The sequence below is a fragment of the Streptomyces sp. CB01635 genome (genome assembly GCF_002803065.1).
Taxonomy (GTDB): Bacteria; Actinomycetota; Actinomycetes; order Streptomycetales; family Streptomycetaceae; genus Streptomyces.
Genome location: NZ_NNBL01000013.1, coordinates 1 through 19,464, shown reverse-complemented (window position 1 = coordinate 19,464; position 19,464 = coordinate 1). Strand labels below are relative to the sequence as shown.

Below are 19,464 nucleotides of genomic sequence, written 5' to 3'. Positions count from 1 at the left end.
CGGCGCACGGCAGTTGACGGTGGAGCAGGCCCGGATCAGGCCCGGGTCAGACCCCGTCGACTGCCGTTTCGCGTGGCCGGGACTCGTCCGCCGCCGGTGTGCGCTCCGCCCGGCCGGCCAGTTCCCCTCGCACGGAGGGGACCGCGTCCAGCACGGCCCGGGTCCACGGGTGCCGCGGGGCGGCGAACACCTCGGCGACCGGGCCCTGTTCGCGTACGGTGCCCCCGTCGAGGACGAGGACCCGGTCGGCCATCCGCGCGATCACGCCCAGGTCGTGGCTGATCAGCAGCAGCCCGAGGCCCAGACGGGAGCGGAGCCCGTCGAGCAGGGCGAGGATCTCGGCCTGGATGCGGACGTCGAGACTCGAGGTGACCTCGTCGCACAGCAGGAGCCGCGGCTGAGCGGCGAGCGCCCGCGCGATGGCCACCCGCTGGCGCTGGCCGCCCGACAGTGTGCGCGGCAGCCGGCCGGCCCACTGCGGGTCGAGCCCCACCAGGCAGAGCAGCCGCTCCGTCTCCGCGGCAGCGGCCTGTCCGCCGAGCCCACGCAGCACACGCAGCGGCCTGGCAATGGCCGCGCCCACCGTGCGCCGCGGGTTGAGCGATCCGTTCGCGTCCTGCGCGACGAGCTGTACGAGGCGGCGCTGGTCGAGGGTGCGGCCGCGCAGCGGCCCGGGGACAGCCGAACCGGCCAGTTCGATCAGGCCGCCGTCGGGGCTGTGGTGCCCCGTGACGCAGCGCGCCAGGGTCGTCTTGCCGGTGCCGGACCCGCCGAGCAGCGCCACGCACTCGCCCGGCTCGATGTGGAAGGACACGTCCTGGGCGGTCGTCACCCGTGCTCTGCCCCGCCCGTGTCCGGCGCGCAGCCCGCTGACCCGCAGCACGGGCGCGGTGTCCGCGGCGCCGCCGGCCGGTCCGGCCGGGCGGCCCGCCGCCTCGCCGATGTCCGGTACCGCGTGCACCAGTTCGCGGGTGTACGCCGCACGGGGCCGCCCGAGCACGGCGTCCACCGGTCCCTCCTCCACGACCCTGCCCGCCTTCAGGACCGCGAGCCGGTCGGTCAGGCGGGCGGCCGCGGGCAGGTCGTGCGTGATGAACAGCAGCGTCAGGTTCCGCTCGGCGGCCAGGCGGGCCACCTCGTCGAGGACCAGGCGCTGGGTGAGCACGTCGAGTCCCGTCGTCGGCTCGTCCAGGACGAGGGCGGCGGGTCCGGCCGCGAGCACCCGGCCTAGGGCAAGGCGCTGCTGCTGTCCGCCGGACAGTTCGTGCGGGAAACGACGCAGGAAGTCCCGGCCGTCGGGCAGGCCCACGCTGCGCAGGGTGCGGGCCGCGTCCTCGGGGGTGCGGCGCACGGCGAGTTCCGAGACCAGTGCGCCGACCCGCATCGTGGGGGTCAGCGCGGCGGCCGGGTCCTGCGGCAGATACGCCACGGTGTGCCGCCGCAGCCGGCGCAGGTCGCGGCCGCGCAGGGCGAGCGGGTCCTCGCCGGCCACGCGCACCCCGCCGCCCGCGGTGCGCAGTCCGGGCCGCAGGGCGCCGAGCAGGGCGAGCGCGAGGGTGGTCTTGCCCGAGCCCGACTCGCCCACGACGCCGACGCGTTCGCCCGCCCGCACGGTCAGGGTCAGCCCGTCGAGCACGGGCCGTCCGTTCGGGTCGGCCACGGTCAGGTCGGTGACGGAGATGACCTCCGGCGCGGCGTCGGCCCGACCCTCACCGTGCGGGCGGGCGGGGGCGGGGACGGCCAGGCCGCTCCGGGCGTCGAAGACTGCGCTCAAGGCACGAACCTCGCGATCGCCCGGTCCAGGGCAAGGTTGACGGAGACGGTGAGTACGGCGAGCCCCAGTGCGGGGGCCGCCACGCCCCAGGGCGCCAGCGTCACGCCCTCCATGTTCTCGCTGATCATGGCGCCCCAGTTGGGGCTGTCGGGTCCGAAGCCGAGGAAGCCGGCGGACGCGGTGAGGGTGATGGCGATGGCGAGGCGGGTGCCGGCGTCCGCGAGGACGGGCCGCACGATGTTGGGCACGATCTCCCGGGCCATCACCGCCACCGGACCGTCCCCGAGTGCGACGGCCTGGTCGACGTATCCGGCGTGCACGACCTGTGCCGTCGCGGCCCGGGCGACCCTGGAGACGAAGGGCACGCCGGTGACGGCGACCGCCGTGACGAGGGTGAGCGTGCGGTAGCCCCAGCCGTGCATCAGCACCAGGAGGACCAGGACCGGCGGCAGGGCGAGCAGCAGGGTGTCGAGGCGGGAGACCACCGCGTCGACGCGGCCGCCCGCATAGCCGGCGAGCACTCCGGTCGCGGTGCCGAGGAGGGTGGTGACGGCGGTGGCGAGCAGCGGGATCAGGACCAGCGGACGGCCTCCGGCCAGGAACCGGGACCACACGTCGCGGCCGTCGCCGTCCGAGCCGAGCAGCAGGTGGCCGGTGTCGTAGGGCGCGGCGGTGATGCGGGCCGGATCGTGCGGGGCGAGCCAGGGTCCGATCAGGGCGAACAGGACGACGGCCACCACGGGCAGCAGCAACAGCAGCGCGGTCCGTCGGCCCGGTCGAGTTCTGGCGGGGCCGGTGTCGGGGGCCTGGGTGCCGGCCGGTGTCAAAGCCTCGGTCGCAGTCGGCGTCGGCGTCGGCGTCGGGGCCGTCATGTCGCCGTCCTCATGCGCGGGTCCACCGCCATGGCCAGCAGGTCGGCCAGGAGGAGGCCGCCGACGACCGCCGCGGCCATGAGGAGCCCGATGCCTTCCAGGACGGCCGCGTCGTGATGCTGCACGGCAGCGACCAACTCTCTTGACAGACCTGGATAGTTGAAGACTTTTTCCACCACGGCCGTGCCGCCGACGAGGGTCCCGGCGAGCCAGCCGAAGACCTGGGCGCACGGCCCGGCCGCGGTCGGCAGCAGGTGCCGCAGCACCACGCGGGCCGGGGAGAGCCCGGCGAGGCGGGCCGCCTCCACGTGCGGGGCCGCCGCCGCGTCGACGACGGCGGCCCGGACCATGCGGCTGGCCCAGGACGCGGAGAACAGCGTCAGCGCCGCCACCGGGAGCACCAGCGCCTCGGGGTGTGCGAGCAGCGGTTCGCCGAACGGGACCAGGGACACGGCCGGGAGCACTCCGAGCCAGGAGGAGAAGACCAGGGTCAGGATGCCCGCCGTGACGAACTGGGGCACCGAGACCAGGGTGACGGCGCCGCCGGAGAGCAGCCGGTCGAGCAGGCCGCCCGGGCGCAGCCCGGCGGCGATTCCGACCGCGAGCGCGAGGACGACCGTGAGCAGGGCGCACACACCGGCGAGGAGCAGGGTGTCGGCCAGCGGGCCCGAGATGATCTCGACGACAGGGCGGCGGTCCACGAGGCTGTGCCCGAGGTCGCCGGAGAACGCCGCGCCGATCCAGTCGCCGTAGCGGACCAGCACGGGCCGGTCGAGGCCGAGTTCGGCGTGCATCCTGGCGACGTCCGCGGGGGTCGCGGAGCCGCCGAGCGCGGCGGCGGCCGCGTCGCCCGGCAGCACCTCGGCGGCGGCGAACAGCACGAACGAGCCGACCAGCAGGGTGGCCAGGGCGCCGCCGAGCCGGCGTGCGGCCAGGGCCGCGAGCCGGACGGCGGACGTCACGCGGACCTGGCCCGGGTGAACACCGGGATGGACTGGCTCGACCACACCCCCGAGAGCCCGGGCGCCGAGGCGTCCAACTGCTCCTGGAAGCCCCACAGGAGGTCGCCGCCGGAGGAGTACAGGCCCCGCTGGACGGCGGCGAAGGCGGCTTCGCGCTTGCTGTCGTCGACTGTGGCCTGGGCGCTCGCCAGGCGCTTGAAGTGCGGCTCGCCGAGCCCGGTCACGTTGAAGAACGCGCCCTTGGTGGTGGTGGCGGACAGGTGCACGGCGGCGGGCCGGTTGGCGTAGTAGAAGGTCTGGAACGGGGTGCGGGCGAGACCCTTCAGGTCGGCGTAGTAGGTGTCGGCGGGCACCTTCTGCACGTCGAGCTCCACGCCGGCCTCCTGCAGCTGCTGGCCGAGCAGGCGGGCCGCGGCCACGAAACCGGGCACGGTGTCCGCCGCGTGCAGCGTCAGCGAGTCGACCTTGGCGCGGGCGAACAGCCGCCTGGCCTCGGCCAGGTCGCGCTTGCGGTCCCCGCCCGCGTAGCCGGGCAGGCCCTTGCCGACCACGTCGTCGCCCTTGGTGCCGAGGCCGAGGAGCACCTGTCGCACGAGTGCCTCGCGGTCCGCGGCGAGGCGCACCGCGCGCCGCACGTCGGGGTTGTCGAACGGGGCGAGCTGCTCGTTCATGGCGAAGGACAGCGCGTTGGAGTTGGCGGTGCCGCCCCGGCGTACCCGGATCGCGCTGTTGCCGCGCTCGGCCTTGGCGCCCGTGGCGGTGATACCGAAGGCGTAGTCGATCTGGCCGCTCTTGAGGGCGGCGAGGCGGGCGGCGGGATCGGCGATGAGGTCGAGTTCGATGCGCCGGAAGTACGAGGTGCCGCCCCAGTACTTGTCGTTGACGGCGAGGCGGAGGTTCTTGCCGTCGTGCTCCTCGAGACGGTACGGGCCGGAGCCGACGCCCTTGTCGAAGTCCTTGCCGCGGGTGCCTTCGGGGAACACCGGTGAGAAGACCGCGAGGACGGCCTCCCTGAAGTCGCCGCGGGGCCGCTTGAGCCCCACCTTCAGGGTGTGGGCGTCGACCGCCTTGAGCCGGTCGAGGTCCAGGTCGACGAAGTTGTTGGCGCGGGTGGACGGCGGCGTGGCGAGGGTGCGCAGCGAGTAGGCGACGTCCGCGGCCCGCACCGGTGAGCCGTCGTGGAACACCGCGTGCTTGTGGAGGCGGATGGTCCACTCGCCGGCGTCCTTGTCGGGCTCCACCGACTCGGCGAGCCCCAGCTCGTAGCGGCTGCCCTTGAGGTACATCAGCTGGTCGTACAGGTGGTACAGGGCGATGTAGCTGGCACCGAACCCGGCGTGCCGCGGGTCGAGGCTGGTGGTGCCGGTGGCGTCCGACGCCCCGACCCGCAGCAGCTTGCCCGCGGAGCCGACCGACCGGGTGTCGCCGCTCTTGGAGGTGGCGCAGCCGGACAGGGCCGTGGCGCCCGCGGTGGCAGTCGCCGCGGCCGCGCCCCACTGCAGGAAGCGGCGCCGGCCGACGCCGTTGACCCGTGACATGGCAGAAAGCTCCTCAGGCTCATGAAGGTGTGCGGGAGACGTACGTGGCGGGCGGGTTCAGGACCTGCCGGTCAGGCCCACCAGTCGCGTGTGCCGCCCTCGTCGGCGCCGCACTGGCGCCAGATCTTGCCGTCGCGCAGGACGTAGACGCCGAAGGTGACGACCGTCTCGCCGCGGACGATCATGGTGCCGCGCATCATGACGGTGTCGTCGGTCTGTATGAACTCGTTCATGTCCACGTGCTGGAGGTCGAGTTCCCAGTACCGCTTGAGCAGCTCGCGGATGTCCTCGCGCCCGCGCACGGGGCCGGTGAACCGGATCCACTCGGCCTCGGGGTGGTACAGGTCGACGAGCCCGTCGAGGTCCCGCTCGGCCGTGCAGCGGATCATCTCGGCGAACAGCGGGTGGATGGGGATCTCGGTCTCGGTGCTCATGACGGGGCTCCTGTCGCGTCGAGTTCTGCGGATGCGGTGGGTGCGGGTGTCACGCCTGCGGCCGATGCCGTCAGCCGGTCCCGGATGAGACGTTTGACGACCTTGCCGAGGTCGTTGCGGGGCAACTCGTCGACCACCAGGACCCTTTCGGGGATCTCGTGGGGGGCGAGGCTGTCCTTCGCGTGGGCGGCGAGGGTGGCCGCCAGCAGCTTTGGGTCATGGGTGGCGCCGGCCGCGGGCACGATCGCGGCGGCCACGCCGGCCGGCCCGGCGGCGACCACGGCCGCGTCGGCGACCGCCTCGTGCTCGAGCAGGACCGACTCGACCCGCAGGGACGACACGAGCCCGGCCGGTGTGGGCACGGCGTCGGTCTCGCGGTCGAAGAGATACAGCTCGCCCTCGTCGTCGACGTGGCCGAGGTCGCCGGTGTCGCACCATCCGCCGTCCGGGACACCGGTGGCCTCCGGGCCCGCGTCGAGGCGGTTGCGGGGAGGCGCGCCGTCGGCGCGCAGCCAGATCCGGCCGACCCGCTGGGCGGGCAGCTCCGCGCCGTGCTCGTCGGTGATCAGTACATGGGTGCCGGGGGCGGGCCGGCCGGCCGACATCGGGCGCGCCGGGTCGAAGGTGCCGATGGTCACGGCGGGCTTGGCCTGGCTGGCCGAGTAGGCGCCGATCACGCGGGCCCGGGGCATCGCGGCCAACAGGGCGCGGGCGAGCGGGGGATGGAGGAACGCCGAGGCGGTGGCCACGGTGGTGACGGACGTCAGGTCGTAGCGGCCGAGCGCGCCGTCGCGGGTCATCTGCACGGCGAGGTTCGGGGTCATCATGACGGTGCTCGCCGCATGGTGCTCGATGAGCGCGCACAGCCGGTCGGCGTCTCCCGGCGGAGCGAGGACGAGCGTGGTCGGGGTGGCGTTGAGCACCATGGAGACGGTGGTGGCGCTCGCGGTGATGCCCAGGTTCACGGACGCCACCATGGGGGTGGGCTCGTCGTGCGCCATCACGGAGGGCGGTCCGCCCGCCGTCGCGAGGTTCTGGTGCGAGACGACGACGCCGCGGGCCAGTCCGGTGGTGCCGGAGGAGTACACGATCTCGGCGGCGTCCGCGGGGCTGTGGACGAGGTCCACCGGTGTCTCGCCCGGGGCGGACAGCTCGTCGAGCGTCCCGGTCCAGGCGACGGCCGAGGTCTTGGGCGGGACGGTCCGCCCGTGGACGATGCCGGCCAGCTCGCACTGCAGGGCGCGCCGTTCGAGCTCGTCGGCCGGGAGGGCGAGCGGCAGGTGAAGGACGGTGGCGCCGGCCTTGAGCGCGCCGAGGTAGGCGACCGCGTAGTCGGCCCAGTCCATGCCACCGAAGAAGATGCCGATACGGGTGCCCCGGCTTGTGCCGGCCGCGAGCAGCCCGCGGGCCAGTGCCTCCGAGCGCCGGTCCCACTCGCCGTACAGCAGGTCGGGGCAGCCGTCGATGACGAGTGCGGTGCGGCCCGGGTGGAGTGCGGCGTGGGAGCGGAGCTGGTCGGTGAGGTAGGAGAACGTCCGTTCCGTCATGGCGTACTCAACCCACTATCTGGAACGCGACACCGTTGCGGCCCCCGAACCGCGGCGCGGTGGCGGCGAGCAGATGGCCGAGGATGAACCGGGCGCGCTCCTGCGGCGGGTCGTCGCTCAGGGACCCGAGGTAGCGGTCGTGGGCCGCGAGGGAGCGTACGGCCCGGTCGCGGGAGTCGTCGTCGACGGCCACGGCGTGCGTGGCGTGCGGGGAGCCGGCGATCGCCACCTTGCCCGCCCGCCACGGCTCGAGTCCCTCGTCGAGCAGCTCGGGGAAGATCCAGCGGTTGGCGGCGTCGGCGACGGCGTCCAGGGCGGCGAGACCCACGGCACGGTGGTCGGGGGTGTTCCACGCGCCGGACGCCCAGGTGTCGTGGTGGTTGAAGGTGACGATGAGTTCGGGGCGGTGCCGCCGGACGGCGCGCGCCAGGTCGCGGCGCAGGCCGGGCCCGTACTCGATCGTCCCGTCGTGGTAGTGGTCGAGGAAGTCGACCTCGTGCACGCCGAGTTCCGCGGCGGCCTTGCGCTGTTCGGCCTCGCGCACGGGCCCGCACCGCGCCGGTTCCAGATCGGAGATGCCCGCCTCGCCCCGGGTGACGAGGAGGTACGCCACCTCGCGCCCCTGGGCGGTCCACTGGGCCACGGCGGGCCCGGCACCGAACTCGATGTCGTCGGGGTGGGCGACGATCGCGAGCACGCGGCTGAAGTCGTCCGGCAGTTCGAGGAGTGTGTCGGCCATGGGGTGTCCTTCCCGGTGGACGAAGGAGATGAGGTCAGGCGGCGGCGTCGGTCTGCTTGGGAACCCGGATGACCAGGGCGGCGATGAGGATCGCGGCCGCGGCCAGGCCCGCGCTGCACAGGAACGCGACGGTGTAGCCGTGCGTGTCGCCGAGGCCGCCGACGGCCTGCGTGACCGTGGTCAGGACCGCGAGGCCCAGGGAACCGCCGACCAGGATCGCGGTGTTGAAGAGCCCCGACACGGCTCCGGCGTCCGCGGGGTCGACGCCCGTGGTGGCCAGCGTGCCCGCCGGCATCATGGTCAGGCCGAGGCCGATCCCGGAGATGACCGTCGGGCCGAGGACGGTGCCGACGAAGCTGCCCGACGACGCGGCGAGGCCCAGCCACCCCATGCCGAGCCCGAGACAGAGCAGGCCGGTCATCAGCATCCGGGTCAGCCCGACGCGGGCGACCGTCTTCATACAGACCTGGGCGAACACGAGCAGGGTGGCGATCAGGGGCAGGTACGCGAGGCCGGTCTGCAGCGCGGAGAACCCGAGGATCTCCTGCAGGTACAGGGTGACGAAGAAGAAGTAACTCATCTGCGTGGCGCCGAAGATCGCCATGATGGCCAGCGCACCGCTGGTGTTGCGCAGCCGGAAGACCTGCAGCGGGACGAACGGGTGGCCTTGGCGGCGTTCGACGGCGAGGAACACGGCGAACAGCACGGCCGCGACCACCAGGAGGCCGCCGCGCAGCGGAGAGGTCCACGAGCGCTGCGTGTCGAGGAACGCGAAGACGGTCATCAGCAGCGCGGCGGTGAACGTCACCGCGCCCGCCACGTCGATCGAGGGCCGCTCATCGGCACGGCTCTCCTTGATCGTGGTGGCGGCGAGCCCCACGACCAGCGCCCCGATCGGGACGGCGACGAAGAAGCTGAACTCCCAGCCGGGGCCCGACGTGAGCAGTCCGCCGACGATCAGACCGAACAGCGCGCCGGCCGCCTGAGCGCTCCCCCACAGGGCGAACGCCCGCTGCCGCGAAGGCCCTTCCTCGAACGAGGTGATGATCAGCGAGAGGACGACGGGGGCGGTCAGCGCGCCGCCCATGCCCTGCACCGCTCGCGCGATGACCATGACCGTCGGGTCGGTGCTGAATCCGCAGACGACGGACGCCAGCGTGAACACGGTGACACCGATGATCAGTACCCGGCGCCTGCCGAACAGGTCACCGATGCGGCCGCCGAGCGGCAGCAGTCCTCCGTACAGGAGGCCGTAGGCGTTGACGACCCAGGGCAGGCCCGACTCGGTGAAGTCGAGATCGCGCTGGATGAAGGGCAGCGCCACGTTGACGATGGTCTGGTCGACCTGGATGAGCAGCTCGGCCATCAGCAGCGTGACGAGGATCAGCCGGGCGACGAGTGCGCCCGTGGCGGGGCTTTGCTCGGCGGCCTGCCGGCCGTCGTCGGTCCTGACGGTCATGGCTCTCCTGATCTTCGTGCCACACCCGCCACTTGGGCAGGCTCGGTCGAGGCCACGTTAGGGACGGGGAGCCCGAGCCGGATGCTCAATACAGCGCATCGCCGGTGGGAGATCGAAAGACCTGCCGCACCGGCGCGCGGCGCCTGCGACACGGCGCGGGGGCCGGGGCGTCCGCCCCGGCCCCCGCGGTGTCCGACCCGCAATCACCACTCGACGTGCATCACGCGCGGAGCACGAATGATCATGTCCGCCTTCCATTCGACGTCGCCGCTGAGCCGCAGGCCCGGCATGCCCTCGACGAGGGCCTTGAGCGCCTCCTGCAGTTCCACCCGGGCGAGGTGCGCGCCCAGGCAGTGGTGGGCGCCGTGGCCGAAGACCATGTGCCGGTTGTCGGCGCGGTCGATGACGACCTCGTCGGCGTTGTCGAAGACGAGGCCGTCGCGGTTCACCGCGCTCGTGTCCACGATGACCGGCTCGCCCTCGCGCACGAGGACACCGCCCACCGTCATGTCCTCGAGCGCATACCTCGGAGAGATGCCGTTCGCGGCGAACGGGACGAAGCGCAGCAGCTCCTCGACGGCCGCGGGAATCGCCTCGGGGTCCGCGCACAGCCGCGTCCACAGCTCGCGACGCTGCTGGAGCACATGGACGAAGCTCGAGATCTCACTCGCCGTCGTCTCGAATCCGCCGATGAGGATCGAGATGCACAGGCCGATGAGCTCCGGCTCGGCGAGCCGGTCGTGGGCGTCGCGCGCCTCGATGAGGGCGCTCGTCAGGTCGTCCCGCGGCTCCGCACGGCGCTCCTTGACCAGGTCCTCGAAGTACTTCTGCAGATCCATGAAGCTCTGCACACACTCTTCGTCGGTCAGTTCGCCCGTGGACAGCGCCGCGTCGCACCATCCCCGCAGCCGGGTCCTGTCGTCCTCCGGCACGCCGAGGAGCTCGCAGATCACGGTGACGGGGATGGCCAGCGCGTACGAGCCGACCAGCTCGGCGGGCGCACCGCCGGCCTTCATGTCGGCGACGAGCCCGGCGGCGAGCTCACCGATCCAGGCCCGCTTGGACTCGATGCGTCGGGGGGTGAAGGCCTTGGAGACGAGCGTGCGCAGGCGGGTGTGGTCCGGGGGGTCCATCGTCAGGATGCTCTCGGGCACGGCCCGCGGCGTCATGCGCGGCTCGTCGCGCTGGGTGGCCAGGTGACGGGAGAACCGCCGGTCGGTCAGGACGAAACGCGCGTCGTCGTACCGCGTGACGAGCCACGCGGGCTCGCCGAACGGCAGCTGTACGCGGATCGGGTCCCCGTCCTCGAAGAGCTTCGCGTACGACTGCGAGAGCTCGAGCCCCTCGCTTCCGGTGAAGGGGTACGCGACCGGTGCCGGCTTCTCGGTTTCCACTTCGGTGCTCACTGTCGACTGCCTCCTCGGAAATGCCCGCCGTGACGCGGCGTCACGCTAACGGCCCGGGCCGCGGCGGCCTGCTCAATCCGGAGCATCGGGCGCAAGTACCGGGCGGGATACTCCGCACATGACTCAGATGCGGATTCAGGCCACCTTCGTCGTCGACGTCTGGGACGGCACCGACGACGATCAGGTCGACGGCGGCCCGGTCACCGGTCGCGTCGAACTGACCAAGACCTACACGGAAGGCGATGTGAAGGGCTCGGCCACCGGCCACATGGTGACCACCCAAGGTCCCGGCGGCGCGGCCTACGTGGCGCAGGAGCGGGTCACCGGAATCATGGGCGGCCGCACCGGGACGTTCGTCCTGGAGCACCGGGCGACACAGGTCCCGGGCACCGACCCGGTGACGTGGGCGGGCATCGTGCCGGGATCCGGCACCGGCGAACTGGCCGGCGTCAGCGGCGAGGGCTCACTCGGCCACGGCACGCTCGACCTCCAGGTCGAGTTCGCCACCGACGGGGCTGCCTAGTCCGCGGCACGAAGGGCGGTTCAGCCCTTCCCGGCGGCCGCCAGGATCTTCTCGGAAGTGTGGAAGAACCGCCCCGTGGCCTGTACCCCGAAGGTCTTCTCGATGGCGGGGACCGGGTTGACGGGGCGGCCGTTGACCAGCCGCCACCGCACATAGGCCGTCGCCCCGCAGGCGCCGAGGACTTCCCAGTCGCCCTTGGCGGAGCGCAGCGGGAACCCGCCGTCCGTCAGCGGGCCCGAGCTGTAGACCATGGAGAACCGCTCGTCCGGGGCCGGCTGCCGGCCCACGAACGGGGACGCTGCCAGCTCCGTGCGCAGTTCGTCCGTCGTGCGCAGGATCGTGGGAACCTCGAACCCGAAGGTCTCGGCGAGGCCGGCCTCCACGCGCTCGACGATGCGGGCGCGGTCGTTCCCCGCGCCGGTGAAGAAGGCGTTCCCGCTGGCGATATAGGTGCGCGCGCCCGTGAATCCCAGCTGGGTGAGCACCTCGCGCAGGCGGGCCATCTCGACCTTGCGCCCGGGGACGTTCACGGCCCGCAGGAAGGCGATGTACGTCGGATCGGTCTGCCCGGCCGGAGCAGTCACATCGGTCGCATCGCTCGGAACGGTCCTCATGTGCGTGCGGGTTCCTTCCTCGTTGCCACGTCGCGCCCGGCCGGAGCCGGGCGCCATGTTCTCACGCGTCTCAGAACGTCCGCTCGGCCACCGGGAAGCGGTTGTGCGCGGCGTTGCAGCGGGTCAGATCATCGACGAACACGTTGAGGAGAGGCCGTTCGTCCGCGTGCCAGTGGAAGTGGCCGCCGGGGAGACGGCGGGCGCGGAAGGAGCGGCGGGTGTAATCGCGCCAGCCGCCCAGGTCCGCACCCCGCACCGTGGGGTCGTCCTGCCCCGCCAGCGCCGTGACGGGGGCGTGCACAGTGTTGTCGAGTCCTTCCTCGTACGCCTCCGCGAGCGCGAAGTCGGCTCGCAGCACCGGGAGTTGGAGCCTCGCCAGGCCCGCCTCGCCGAACGTGCCGGGATGGATGCGGGGATGCTGGCCGGCGCGGGCCAGGAACTCCTCGTCCGGCAGGTGCCCGATGGGCTCCTCGCGCGGGGGCAGGTGAGGCGCCGGGTACCCGGAGACGTACAGCCGCTCGGCGACCAGTTCGTGGTCCCACTCCAGACGGGCCGCGATCTCGTAGGCCAGTACGGCGCCGAAGCCATGGCCGTACAGCGCGAAGGGCCGGTCGCACAGACGGGCCACGGTGGGCACCAGATCGTGCAGCAGCGGCTCCAGGCGGCGGCGCGGCTCCTCCCGCATCCGGCTCCCGCGCCCCGGCAGTTCGAGGGGGGTGACGGCGATGTGCGGCTGGAGACGCTCGCACCACGGCAGATAGACGCCCGCCGAGGCGCCGGCGTACGGCAGACAGAACAGGCGCACCGACGTGCCGGTCATGCGGAGGCCGCCGGGGTGGGGGTGAGGGCGGTCGATACTTCGAGCACGGTGGTTCCCCTCTCGGTCCACAAGCCCTTTCGCAGGGCTGTTGCTGCCGCCGGACCCTACGGAGGAAATGCGCCAACTCCCGTTTTCTGTAGTGGGTTTGGTGGCCGACTCCGAGTGCTTGTGCACCGCGGGTCGATGTCCGTGCCCGCGCCGAGCGGCCCCAAGGACGCATGTGGCAGGTCTCGAGCGCCTCTCGAGTTGCCGTCCATAGCGTCCCCTCGGGGACGACCAGGACCCGAGAGAGGAGTCCGGATGACCGGCACGCTCGTGCGCGGCGCCGCCCGAACGCGTCCGCGCCTGATGGCGGTCCACGCCCACCCCGACGACGAGTCCAGCAAAGGCGCGGCGACGTTGGCGAGATATGCCGCCGAGGGCGTCGACGTGCTGGTGGTGACCTGCACCGGAGGGGAACAGGGGTCCATCCTCAATCCGGGGTGTCCGCGCCCGCGCGGGCCGGTGGACATGTCCGTGCTGCGCGCCCGGGAGATGGAGCGGGCCCGGCGGATTCTCGGCGTGCGGCACTCCTGGCTCGGATATGTGGACTCGGGGCTGCCGCACGGGGACGAACCTCTCCCTGCGACCTGCTTCGCGCGCGTCGCCCCACAGGCGGCCACGGCCCGTCTGGTGCGGCTGATCCGGCAGTTCCGGCCGGATGTCGTCACGACGTACGACGAGGACGGCGGTTATCCGCACCCGGACCACGTCATGGCGCACCGGATCACGGTGGCAGCCTTCACGGCGGCCGGTGACGGTGCGGCGCATCCTCGTGCGGGGCGGCCGTGGCAGCCGCTCAAGCTGTACTACAACCACGGCTCGCATCCGGCGCGCAGCGCGGCGCTGCACCGTGCGCTGCGGGAGCGGGGCAGCACGGCACCGTACGCGCCGCTGCCCAACGAGCCGGTGCGGCAGCCGGACATCACCACGCGGGTGCCGTGCGCCGAGTACTTCCCACTGCGGGACCGGGCGCTGCGCGCCCACACCTCACAGGTGGAACCGCACGGCGTCTGGTTCGCCGTGCCGACGCCGGTGCAGCAGGAGGTGTGGCCCACCGAGGACTACACACTCGCGCGGTCGCTGGTGCGCACGGAGCTGCCGGAGAGCGATCTGTTCGCCGGGATCACCACGGCGGCCACCGTCGGACGCCGCGGCGCCGGCCCGCGTCAGGTCAGGGCGCGCCGCCCCGAAGGGCTCCGGGTGAAGATGCCGGCTGACGCGGCGAGGGCCGCGCTGCGGGCCGCCTCGTCGGGCAGGAGCGGGTCGGGTTCGGCTCGCAGCAGGACCAGTTGGTGATAGAGCGGCGCGGTGGCGGCGACGAGCAGGGGGCGTGCGGCGGTGTCCGGCGGAACGTCCCCGCGCTCGACGGCCCGCTCGACGGTGACCTCGCAGCGCGTGTAGCGGTCGTCCCAGAACCGGCGCAGGGCGCGGGCGGCCTGTTCGGAACGGAATGACGCGGCGATCAGGGCCGCGGTGACCGACGGCTGCTCGGACAGGGCCTTCTGGATGTCGTCGTTCAGTGCCGCCAGGTCGCCGTACAGCGTGCCGGTGTCCGCGGGCTCCCAGTCGTCGCCCATGCCGGCGTTCAGGACGTCGGCGAGCAGCCCGCCGACGTCACCCCAGCGCCGGTACACCGTGGTGCGGTGGACTCCCGCGCGGTCCGCGACGGCGTCCACCGTGAGTGCGTCGTAGCCGTGTTCGACCAGCTCGCTACGGACCGCGTCGAGCACCTGGGCGCGGTTGCGGGCGGTGCGGCCGCCGGGGCGTCGGACCGGGGGCGCCGGGGCGGCAGCGGCGGCGGAACCGGTTGCGGTATGCGGGGCGGCAGAGCCGGTATCCGGTATTCCGGTTGCTCGGGGAGGCGGTGGCATGACAGCATCTTAATGCAACTGTTGTCGTACTAGTGGGGTCGTCGATGATCTTCCGAAGTGTTCGCCCGGCCCCGCGGCCCGCGCCGGCCGCTCCGTCCCCGAATGCTTCGGAGTCCTCACATGCCTACGCAGATCACCGTCCTGTCCGTCACCAAGTCCTTCGACGACCGGCTCGTCCTCGACTCGGTGACGTGCTCGCTCCCCGCGGGTGAGCGCGCCGGGATCATCGGGGAGAACGGCTCCGGGAAGAGCACCCTGCTGCGCCTGCTGGCCGGGCGCGAGCAGCCCGACCAGGGCAAGGTCGTCGTCCAGGCCGACGGCGGCGTCGGCTACCTCGCCCAGGACGAACAGCTCCCTTCGCATGCCACCGTTCAGGATGTGATCGACCGGGCCCTGGGCGAACTGCGCACCATGGAGGAGCGCATGCGTCGCCTGGAGACCTCGATGGCCGACGGCGACGAGAGCGGCATGGCCGAATACGGAGACCTGATGACGGTCTTCGAGCTGCGCGGCGGCTACGACGCGGACGCCCGCGTGGAGCGCGCCCTGCACGGCCTCGGCCTGGACCTCCTGGACCGCGACCGCACCGTGGACGGCCTCTCCGGCGGAGAGCAGGTGCGCCTGCGCCTCGCGGCCGTCCTGGCGGCCGGTCCCGAGGTGCTGCTCCTCGACGAGCCGACCAACCATCTCGACGAGGAAGCCCTGAGCTGGCTTGAGGACCACCTGCGCACCCGGCGTGGCACCACGGTGGCGGTCTCCCACGACCGGATGTTCCTCGAGCGGGTGGCGACGAGCCTGCTGGAGGTGGACGCGGACAGCCGCGGCATCGTGCGGTACGGCAACGGCTACGCCGGCTATCTCGCCGAGAAGGCGGCGGCCCGCCGGCGCGCCGCCCAGGCACACGCGCAGTGGCAGGCCGACGTGGCCCAACTGCGCGAGGCGGCGGCGACGACCGCCCGGCGGGTGGCACCGGGGCGAGCGATGAAGGACGGCAACAAGATGGCCTACGACCGGGCGGCGGGCCGCGTGCAGCAGTCCCTGGCCGGCAGGGTGCGCCAGGCCGAGGAACGGCTGCGCCGCCTCCTCGCCGACCCGGTGCCCTCCCCTCCGGAACCTCTGCACTTCGCGCCCGTACTGCGGGCGGCACGCGTGCAGGGCCCCGTCCTCGACGCGGCCGGCATCGGTGTCGCCGGCCGGCTCGACCGCACGGACCTCACGATCGCGGCGGGCGAGCGGCTGCTGATCACCGGGCCGAACGGGGCGGGCAAGACCACCCTGCTGCGCGTCCTGGCCGACGAGCTGGCGCCGGACACCGGTTCGGTCACCCGCCGGGGCCGGATCGGCTATCTCCCGCAGGAACCGGGTCCCGGCCGGCCCGGCGAGAATCTGCTCGCCGCCTTCGCGCGCGGCCGCTCCGGACAGACCGCCGAGCACCGCGAACGCCTGCTGTCCCTCGGCCTGTTCGACGCCGAGCAGCTCACCGCCTCGGTGCGGGGCCTGTCCACCGGGCAGCGCCAGCGTCTCGCCCTGGCACGGCTCGTGACGCAGCCGTCGGACGTGCTGCTGCTCGACGAGCCCACCAATCATCTTTCGCCCGCACTCGTCGAGGAGCTCGAAGCAGCCCTGGCCGGCTACGACGGCGCTCTCGTGGTCGTCAGTCACGACCGCCGGCTCCGCCGGCGCTGGCAGGGTGCTCAGCTCACCCTGTCGACGAATGCACCACAGGCCGTCCGGGTCTGAGACACGGACGGCCGCACGCACCAACTCGCAAGGAGTCACCCCATGCTTCAGTCCAGCGCCGTGTTCAAGCAGGTGTCCGTCGCGGACCCTCAGTTCCGTCCGGCCCCTACGACGTCACCACCGGGCCGGACGACGCGCTGTGGTTCACCCTGATCCACTCCGGGGGCATCGCCCGCCTCACACCGGATGGCGCGCTCGACCGTCATGCGCTCGACTCCCCGGCGTGCGGCCCCTCGATCATCACGCCGGGCCCGGACGGGGCCCTGTGGTTCACCCGTTGCCAGGACCACCGCATCGGGCGGATGACGGTGACAGGGCAGGCGACCTCTTTCGCCGTTGCGACGCCGGACAGCGGCCCCTACGGCATCGCCGCGGGCGGTGACGGCGCCCTGTGGTTCACCCAGTTGCACACGGACCGGATCGGCCGCATCACCGTGGACGGCCGGGTGACCGAGTTCCCGTTGCCCTTCAGGGGCGCTTTTCCCTCGGCCATCACCGCGGGGCCCGACCAGGCGCTGTGGTTCACGCTGAACCGGGCGGACGCCGTGGGGCGCATGGATCTCGGCGGAGAGGTCACGGTCCACCCGCTGCCCACCGAGCACGCGGCACCGGTCGGCATCACCGTCGGCACGGACGGCGCGCTGTGGTTCGTCGAGATCGGCGCCGGTCAGGTCGGACGGGTGGGCACCGACGGCGCGGTCCGGGAGTTCCCTCTCCCGGACCGCGCGTGCCGGCCGCACGCGATCACGGCCGACCCCGCCAGGGGCGTCTGCTGGTTCACCGAGTGGGCTTCCGGCCGCATCGGATCGATCACGCCCGACGGCCACATCGAGGAGTACGAACTCCCGGACCGCGGCGCGGAACCGCACGGCCTCACAGTGGCGCCGGACGGTGCGCTGTACGTCGCGCTGGAGACGGGGCGGATACTGCGCATGGAGCTCTAGGACCGGCTTGTCCGGCGGGTCGTGCCCACGGCCTGTCCTTCCCGGAGACGCTCTTCGCCCCCGGCCGACGGCGCGGGGGCGAAGCTCTGTTCACAGGGTCTTTTCATCAGGGCTCTTCACGGTGTCACCGCTTCACCACGGACCTCCTCCGGTGTGGTGTCGCGCAGTTCACCGTCGAGCAGGACCCAGCGGGTGATCCCGATCGACTCCAGGAACGGCACGTCGTGGCTGGCCACGATCAGGGCTCCCTCGTAGGACGACAGGGCCGAGGTCAGCTGGCGCACGCTCGCCATGTCCAGATTGTTCGTCGGCTCGTCCAGCATCAGGAGCTGGGGCGCCGGCTCGGCGAGCATCAGCGCGGCCAGGGTCGCGCGGAAGCGTTCGCCGCCGGACAGGGTCGCGGCCTGCTGGTCGGCGCGTGCCCCCTTGAACAGGAAGCGGGCGAGGCGGGACCGGATGCGGTTGTTGGTCGCCTGCGGTGCGAACCGCGCCACGTTCTCGGCGACGCTCAGGGCCTCGTCGAGTACGTCGAGCCGCTGGGGAAGGAAGCGCAGCGGCACGTGCGCCACGGCCTCCCCCTCCACGGGTTCGAGCTCACCGGTGATGGTGCGCAGGAGCGTCGTCTTGCCCGCCCCGTTGCGCCCCACGAGCGCGATCCGCTCGGGCCCGCGCAGCTCGAACTCGCCCTGCACGCGGGCGCCATGGGCGAGGTGCAGTTCGCGCAGGGTCAGTACGGTGCGCCCGGGCGGCACCGCGGTGTACGGCAGGTCGACATGGATCTCGTCGTCGTCGCGTACCGCGTCCACCGCCTCGTCGAGCCGGTCCTTGGCCTCGGCGAGCTTCTCCTCGTGCATGATGCGGTGCTTGCCGGCGGCGACCTGGGCCTGTCGTTTGCGCTCACCCATGACGACCTTGGGCTCGCGCTTGGTGTCCCACATCTTCTGTCCGTAGCGCTTGCGCCGCGCCAACTTGACTTGTGCGTCGGCCAGTTCGCGTTTCTGCTTCTTCAGGTCGGACTCGGCGACCCGCACCATCCGCTGTGCCGCCTCCTGTTCGGCGGCCAGGGCCTCCTCGTACGCGGACAGATTGCCTCCGTACCAGGTGACCTCACCGCCTCGCAGGTCGGCGATCTGGTCGACGCGTTCCAGGAGTTCACGGTCGTGGCTGACCAGGACCAGCACGCCGGACCACGCCTCGACCGTGGCGTACAGCCGCCGCCTGGCCCGGAGGTCGAGGTTGTTGGTGGGCTCGTCCAGGAGCAGTACGTCGGGCCTGCCGAGGAGCAGCGCGGCGAGGCGCAGGAGCACCGACTCGCCGCCGGACACCTCGCCGATGGTGCGGTCCAGGCCGATGTGGCCGAGGCCGAGCCCGGACAGCATGGCGACGGCGCGCTCCTCGACGTCCCAGTCGTCGCCGACGGCGGTGAAGTGTTCCTCGCTCGCGTCGCCCGCCTCGATGGCGTGCAGTGCGGCGCGGGCCTCGGCGATGCCGAGGGCCACGTCGACACGCAGGGACGTGTCGAGCGTGACGTTCTGCGGGAGATAGCCGACCTCTCCGGTCACCCGGACGGTGCCGGAGGCCGGGGTCAGCTCCCCGGCGATCAGCTTCAACAGGGTTGATTTCCCTGACCCGTTGAGGCCGATGAGCCCGGTGCGGCCGGGCCCGACGGCGACCTGAAGGTCCTCGAAGACGGGCGTGCCGTCGGGCCAGGCGTAGGTGAGGCCGGCGCAGGTGATGGAGGTGGGGCCGGAGAAGTTCGGGTGGGTGGTCATGGGGCCTCGCGGTTGCTCGGTGCGAACGGTGGTGGGGGTGCAACGCGTTCGAGACACCGTGGGCGCGGCGACGACGGTAGGAGATGCCGGATTCCGGACCGCGGCCTGATGGGCGGCGGCGCGGGGAGGGGGACGGCTCGTGACGTCGAGGTCGCACACGGGAGCGTCCGCAGTGCCGGGATGTACGGCGTGAGCTGCGTGACGCGACGGTGACTCGGGACCTCAGACGAGCAACGTCCTTCTCCTATCGACGGCAGCAGAATCGCTATACAGCGTATAACGATGGGTGCGGGATGTCAACGACACGCCCTCGACGATGCACTCCATGGCTCTGCGCTCCATGCGCTCAGTAGCGGTAGTGGTCCGGCTTGTACGGGCCGTCGACCTCCACGCCGATGTACGAGGCC

The 19,464-nt window shown here is 72.5% G+C and carries 15 protein-coding genes and 2 pseudogenes; 4 read left to right on the top strand and 13 right to left on the bottom strand.

The window, feature by feature from the left end; all coding sequences use genetic code 11:
- Positions 1-46: 46 nt before the first annotated feature.
- The 9 genes from CG723_RS27530 to CG723_RS27490 form a co-directional block, all read right to left on the bottom strand.
- Positions 47-1,774, bottom strand: coding sequence for an ABC transporter ATP-binding protein (locus CG723_RS27530; protein ID WP_199841917.1), 1,728 nt, complete (start codon positions 1,772-1,774; stop codon positions 47-49).
- Positions 1,771-2,646, bottom strand: coding sequence for an ABC transporter permease (locus CG723_RS27525; RefSeq protein ID WP_100596203.1), 876 nt, complete (start codon positions 2,644-2,646; stop codon positions 1,771-1,773). Before CG723_RS27525 ends, CG723_RS27530 begins: the two co-directional genes overlap by 4 nt.
- Entirely contained in the window at positions 2,643-3,608 is a 966-nt protein-coding gene (locus CG723_RS27520) for an ABC transporter permease (RefSeq protein ID WP_199841916.1), read from the bottom strand. Before CG723_RS27520 ends, CG723_RS27525 begins: the two co-directional genes overlap by 4 nt.
- Positions 3,605-5,146 (bottom strand): ABC transporter substrate-binding protein, encoded by a 1,542-nt coding sequence (locus CG723_RS27515; protein ID WP_100596202.1) that lies wholly within the window; start codon positions 5,144-5,146, stop codon positions 3,605-3,607. Before CG723_RS27515 ends, CG723_RS27520 begins: the two co-directional genes overlap by 4 nt.
- A 71-nt stretch (positions 5,147-5,217) precedes the next feature.
- Positions 5,218-5,580, bottom strand: a complete 363-nt coding sequence (locus CG723_RS27510; protein ID WP_100596201.1) for a nuclear transport factor 2 family protein — start codon at positions 5,578-5,580, stop codon at positions 5,218-5,220.
- Positions 5,577-7,127, bottom strand: coding sequence for a class I adenylate-forming enzyme family protein (locus CG723_RS27505; RefSeq protein ID WP_100596200.1), 1,551 nt, complete (start codon positions 7,125-7,127; stop codon positions 5,577-5,579). Before CG723_RS27505 ends, CG723_RS27510 begins: the two co-directional genes overlap by 4 nt.
- Positions 7,128-7,134: 7 nt before the next feature.
- Complete coding sequence (locus tag CG723_RS27500; RefSeq protein WP_100596199.1) at positions 7,135-7,866, bottom strand: PIG-L deacetylase family protein; 732 nt, start codon at positions 7,864-7,866, stop codon at positions 7,135-7,137.
- A gap of 34 nt (positions 7,867-7,900) precedes the next feature.
- Complete coding sequence (locus tag CG723_RS27495; protein ID WP_100596198.1) at positions 7,901-9,325, bottom strand: MFS transporter; 1,425 nt, start codon at positions 9,323-9,325, stop codon at positions 7,901-7,903.
- Positions 9,326-9,528: 203 nt separating this feature from the next.
- A complete protein-coding gene (locus CG723_RS27490) occupies positions 9,529-10,731 on the bottom strand; it encodes a cytochrome P450 (protein WP_199841915.1) in 1,203 nt (400 codons plus the stop codon).
- Positions 10,732-10,849: 118 nt separating this feature from the next.
- Here CG723_RS27490 and CG723_RS27485 point away from each other — a divergent pair, with 118 nt between their 5' ends.
- Positions 10,850-11,254 (top strand): DUF3224 domain-containing protein, encoded by a 405-nt coding sequence (locus CG723_RS27485; protein WP_100596197.1) that lies wholly within the window; start codon positions 10,850-10,852, stop codon positions 11,252-11,254.
- Positions 11,255-11,274: 20 nt separating this feature from the next.
- Here CG723_RS27485 and CG723_RS27480 read toward each other — a convergent pair whose 3' ends face one another.
- Both CG723_RS27480 and CG723_RS27475 read right to left on the bottom strand, forming a co-directional pair.
- Positions 11,275-11,868, bottom strand: a complete 594-nt coding sequence (locus CG723_RS27480; RefSeq protein ID WP_159032555.1) for a DUF1697 domain-containing protein — start codon at positions 11,866-11,868, stop codon at positions 11,275-11,277.
- A gap of 70 nt (positions 11,869-11,938) precedes the next feature.
- Positions 11,939-12,688, bottom strand: coding sequence for a thioesterase II family protein (locus CG723_RS27475; protein ID WP_100596195.1), 750 nt, complete (start codon positions 12,686-12,688; stop codon positions 11,939-11,941).
- Between the two features lie 348 nt (positions 12,689-13,036).
- Here CG723_RS27475 and mca point away from each other — a divergent pair.
- Positions 13,037-13,855 (top strand): annotated as a pseudogene (gene mca, locus CG723_RS27470) (mycothiol conjugate amidase Mca); the annotation flags it as partial.
- Between the two features lie 41 nt (positions 13,856-13,896).
- Here the strand turns inward: mca and CG723_RS47830 are convergent.
- A complete protein-coding gene (locus tag CG723_RS47830; RefSeq protein ID WP_100596194.1) occupies positions 13,897-14,601 on the bottom strand; it encodes a TetR/AcrR family transcriptional regulator in 705 nt (234 codons plus the stop codon).
- 120 nt (positions 14,602-14,721) lie between these two features.
- On the opposite strand from CG723_RS47830, the gene abc-f reads away from it, so the two are divergent.
- Both abc-f and CG723_RS27455 read left to right on the top strand, forming a co-directional pair.
- Positions 14,722-16,341 carry a ribosomal protection-like ABC-F family protein gene (abc-f, locus tag CG723_RS27460; RefSeq protein ID WP_199841914.1) on the top strand — a complete coding sequence of 540 codons (1,620 nt, stop codon included), beginning with the start codon at positions 14,722-14,724 and terminating at the stop codon, positions 16,339-16,341.
- Between the two features lie 98 nt (positions 16,342-16,439).
- A pseudogene (locus CG723_RS27455) lies at positions 16,440-17,285 on the top strand (virginiamycin B lyase family protein); the annotation flags it as partial.
- Between the two features lie 116 nt (positions 17,286-17,401).
- Here CG723_RS27455 and CG723_RS27450 read toward each other — a convergent pair.
- Positions 17,402-19,057, bottom strand: coding sequence for an ABC-F family ATP-binding cassette domain-containing protein (locus tag CG723_RS27450; RefSeq protein WP_100596193.1), 1,656 nt, complete (start codon positions 19,055-19,057; stop codon positions 17,402-17,404).
- Positions 19,058-19,464 lie beyond the last annotated feature (407 nt).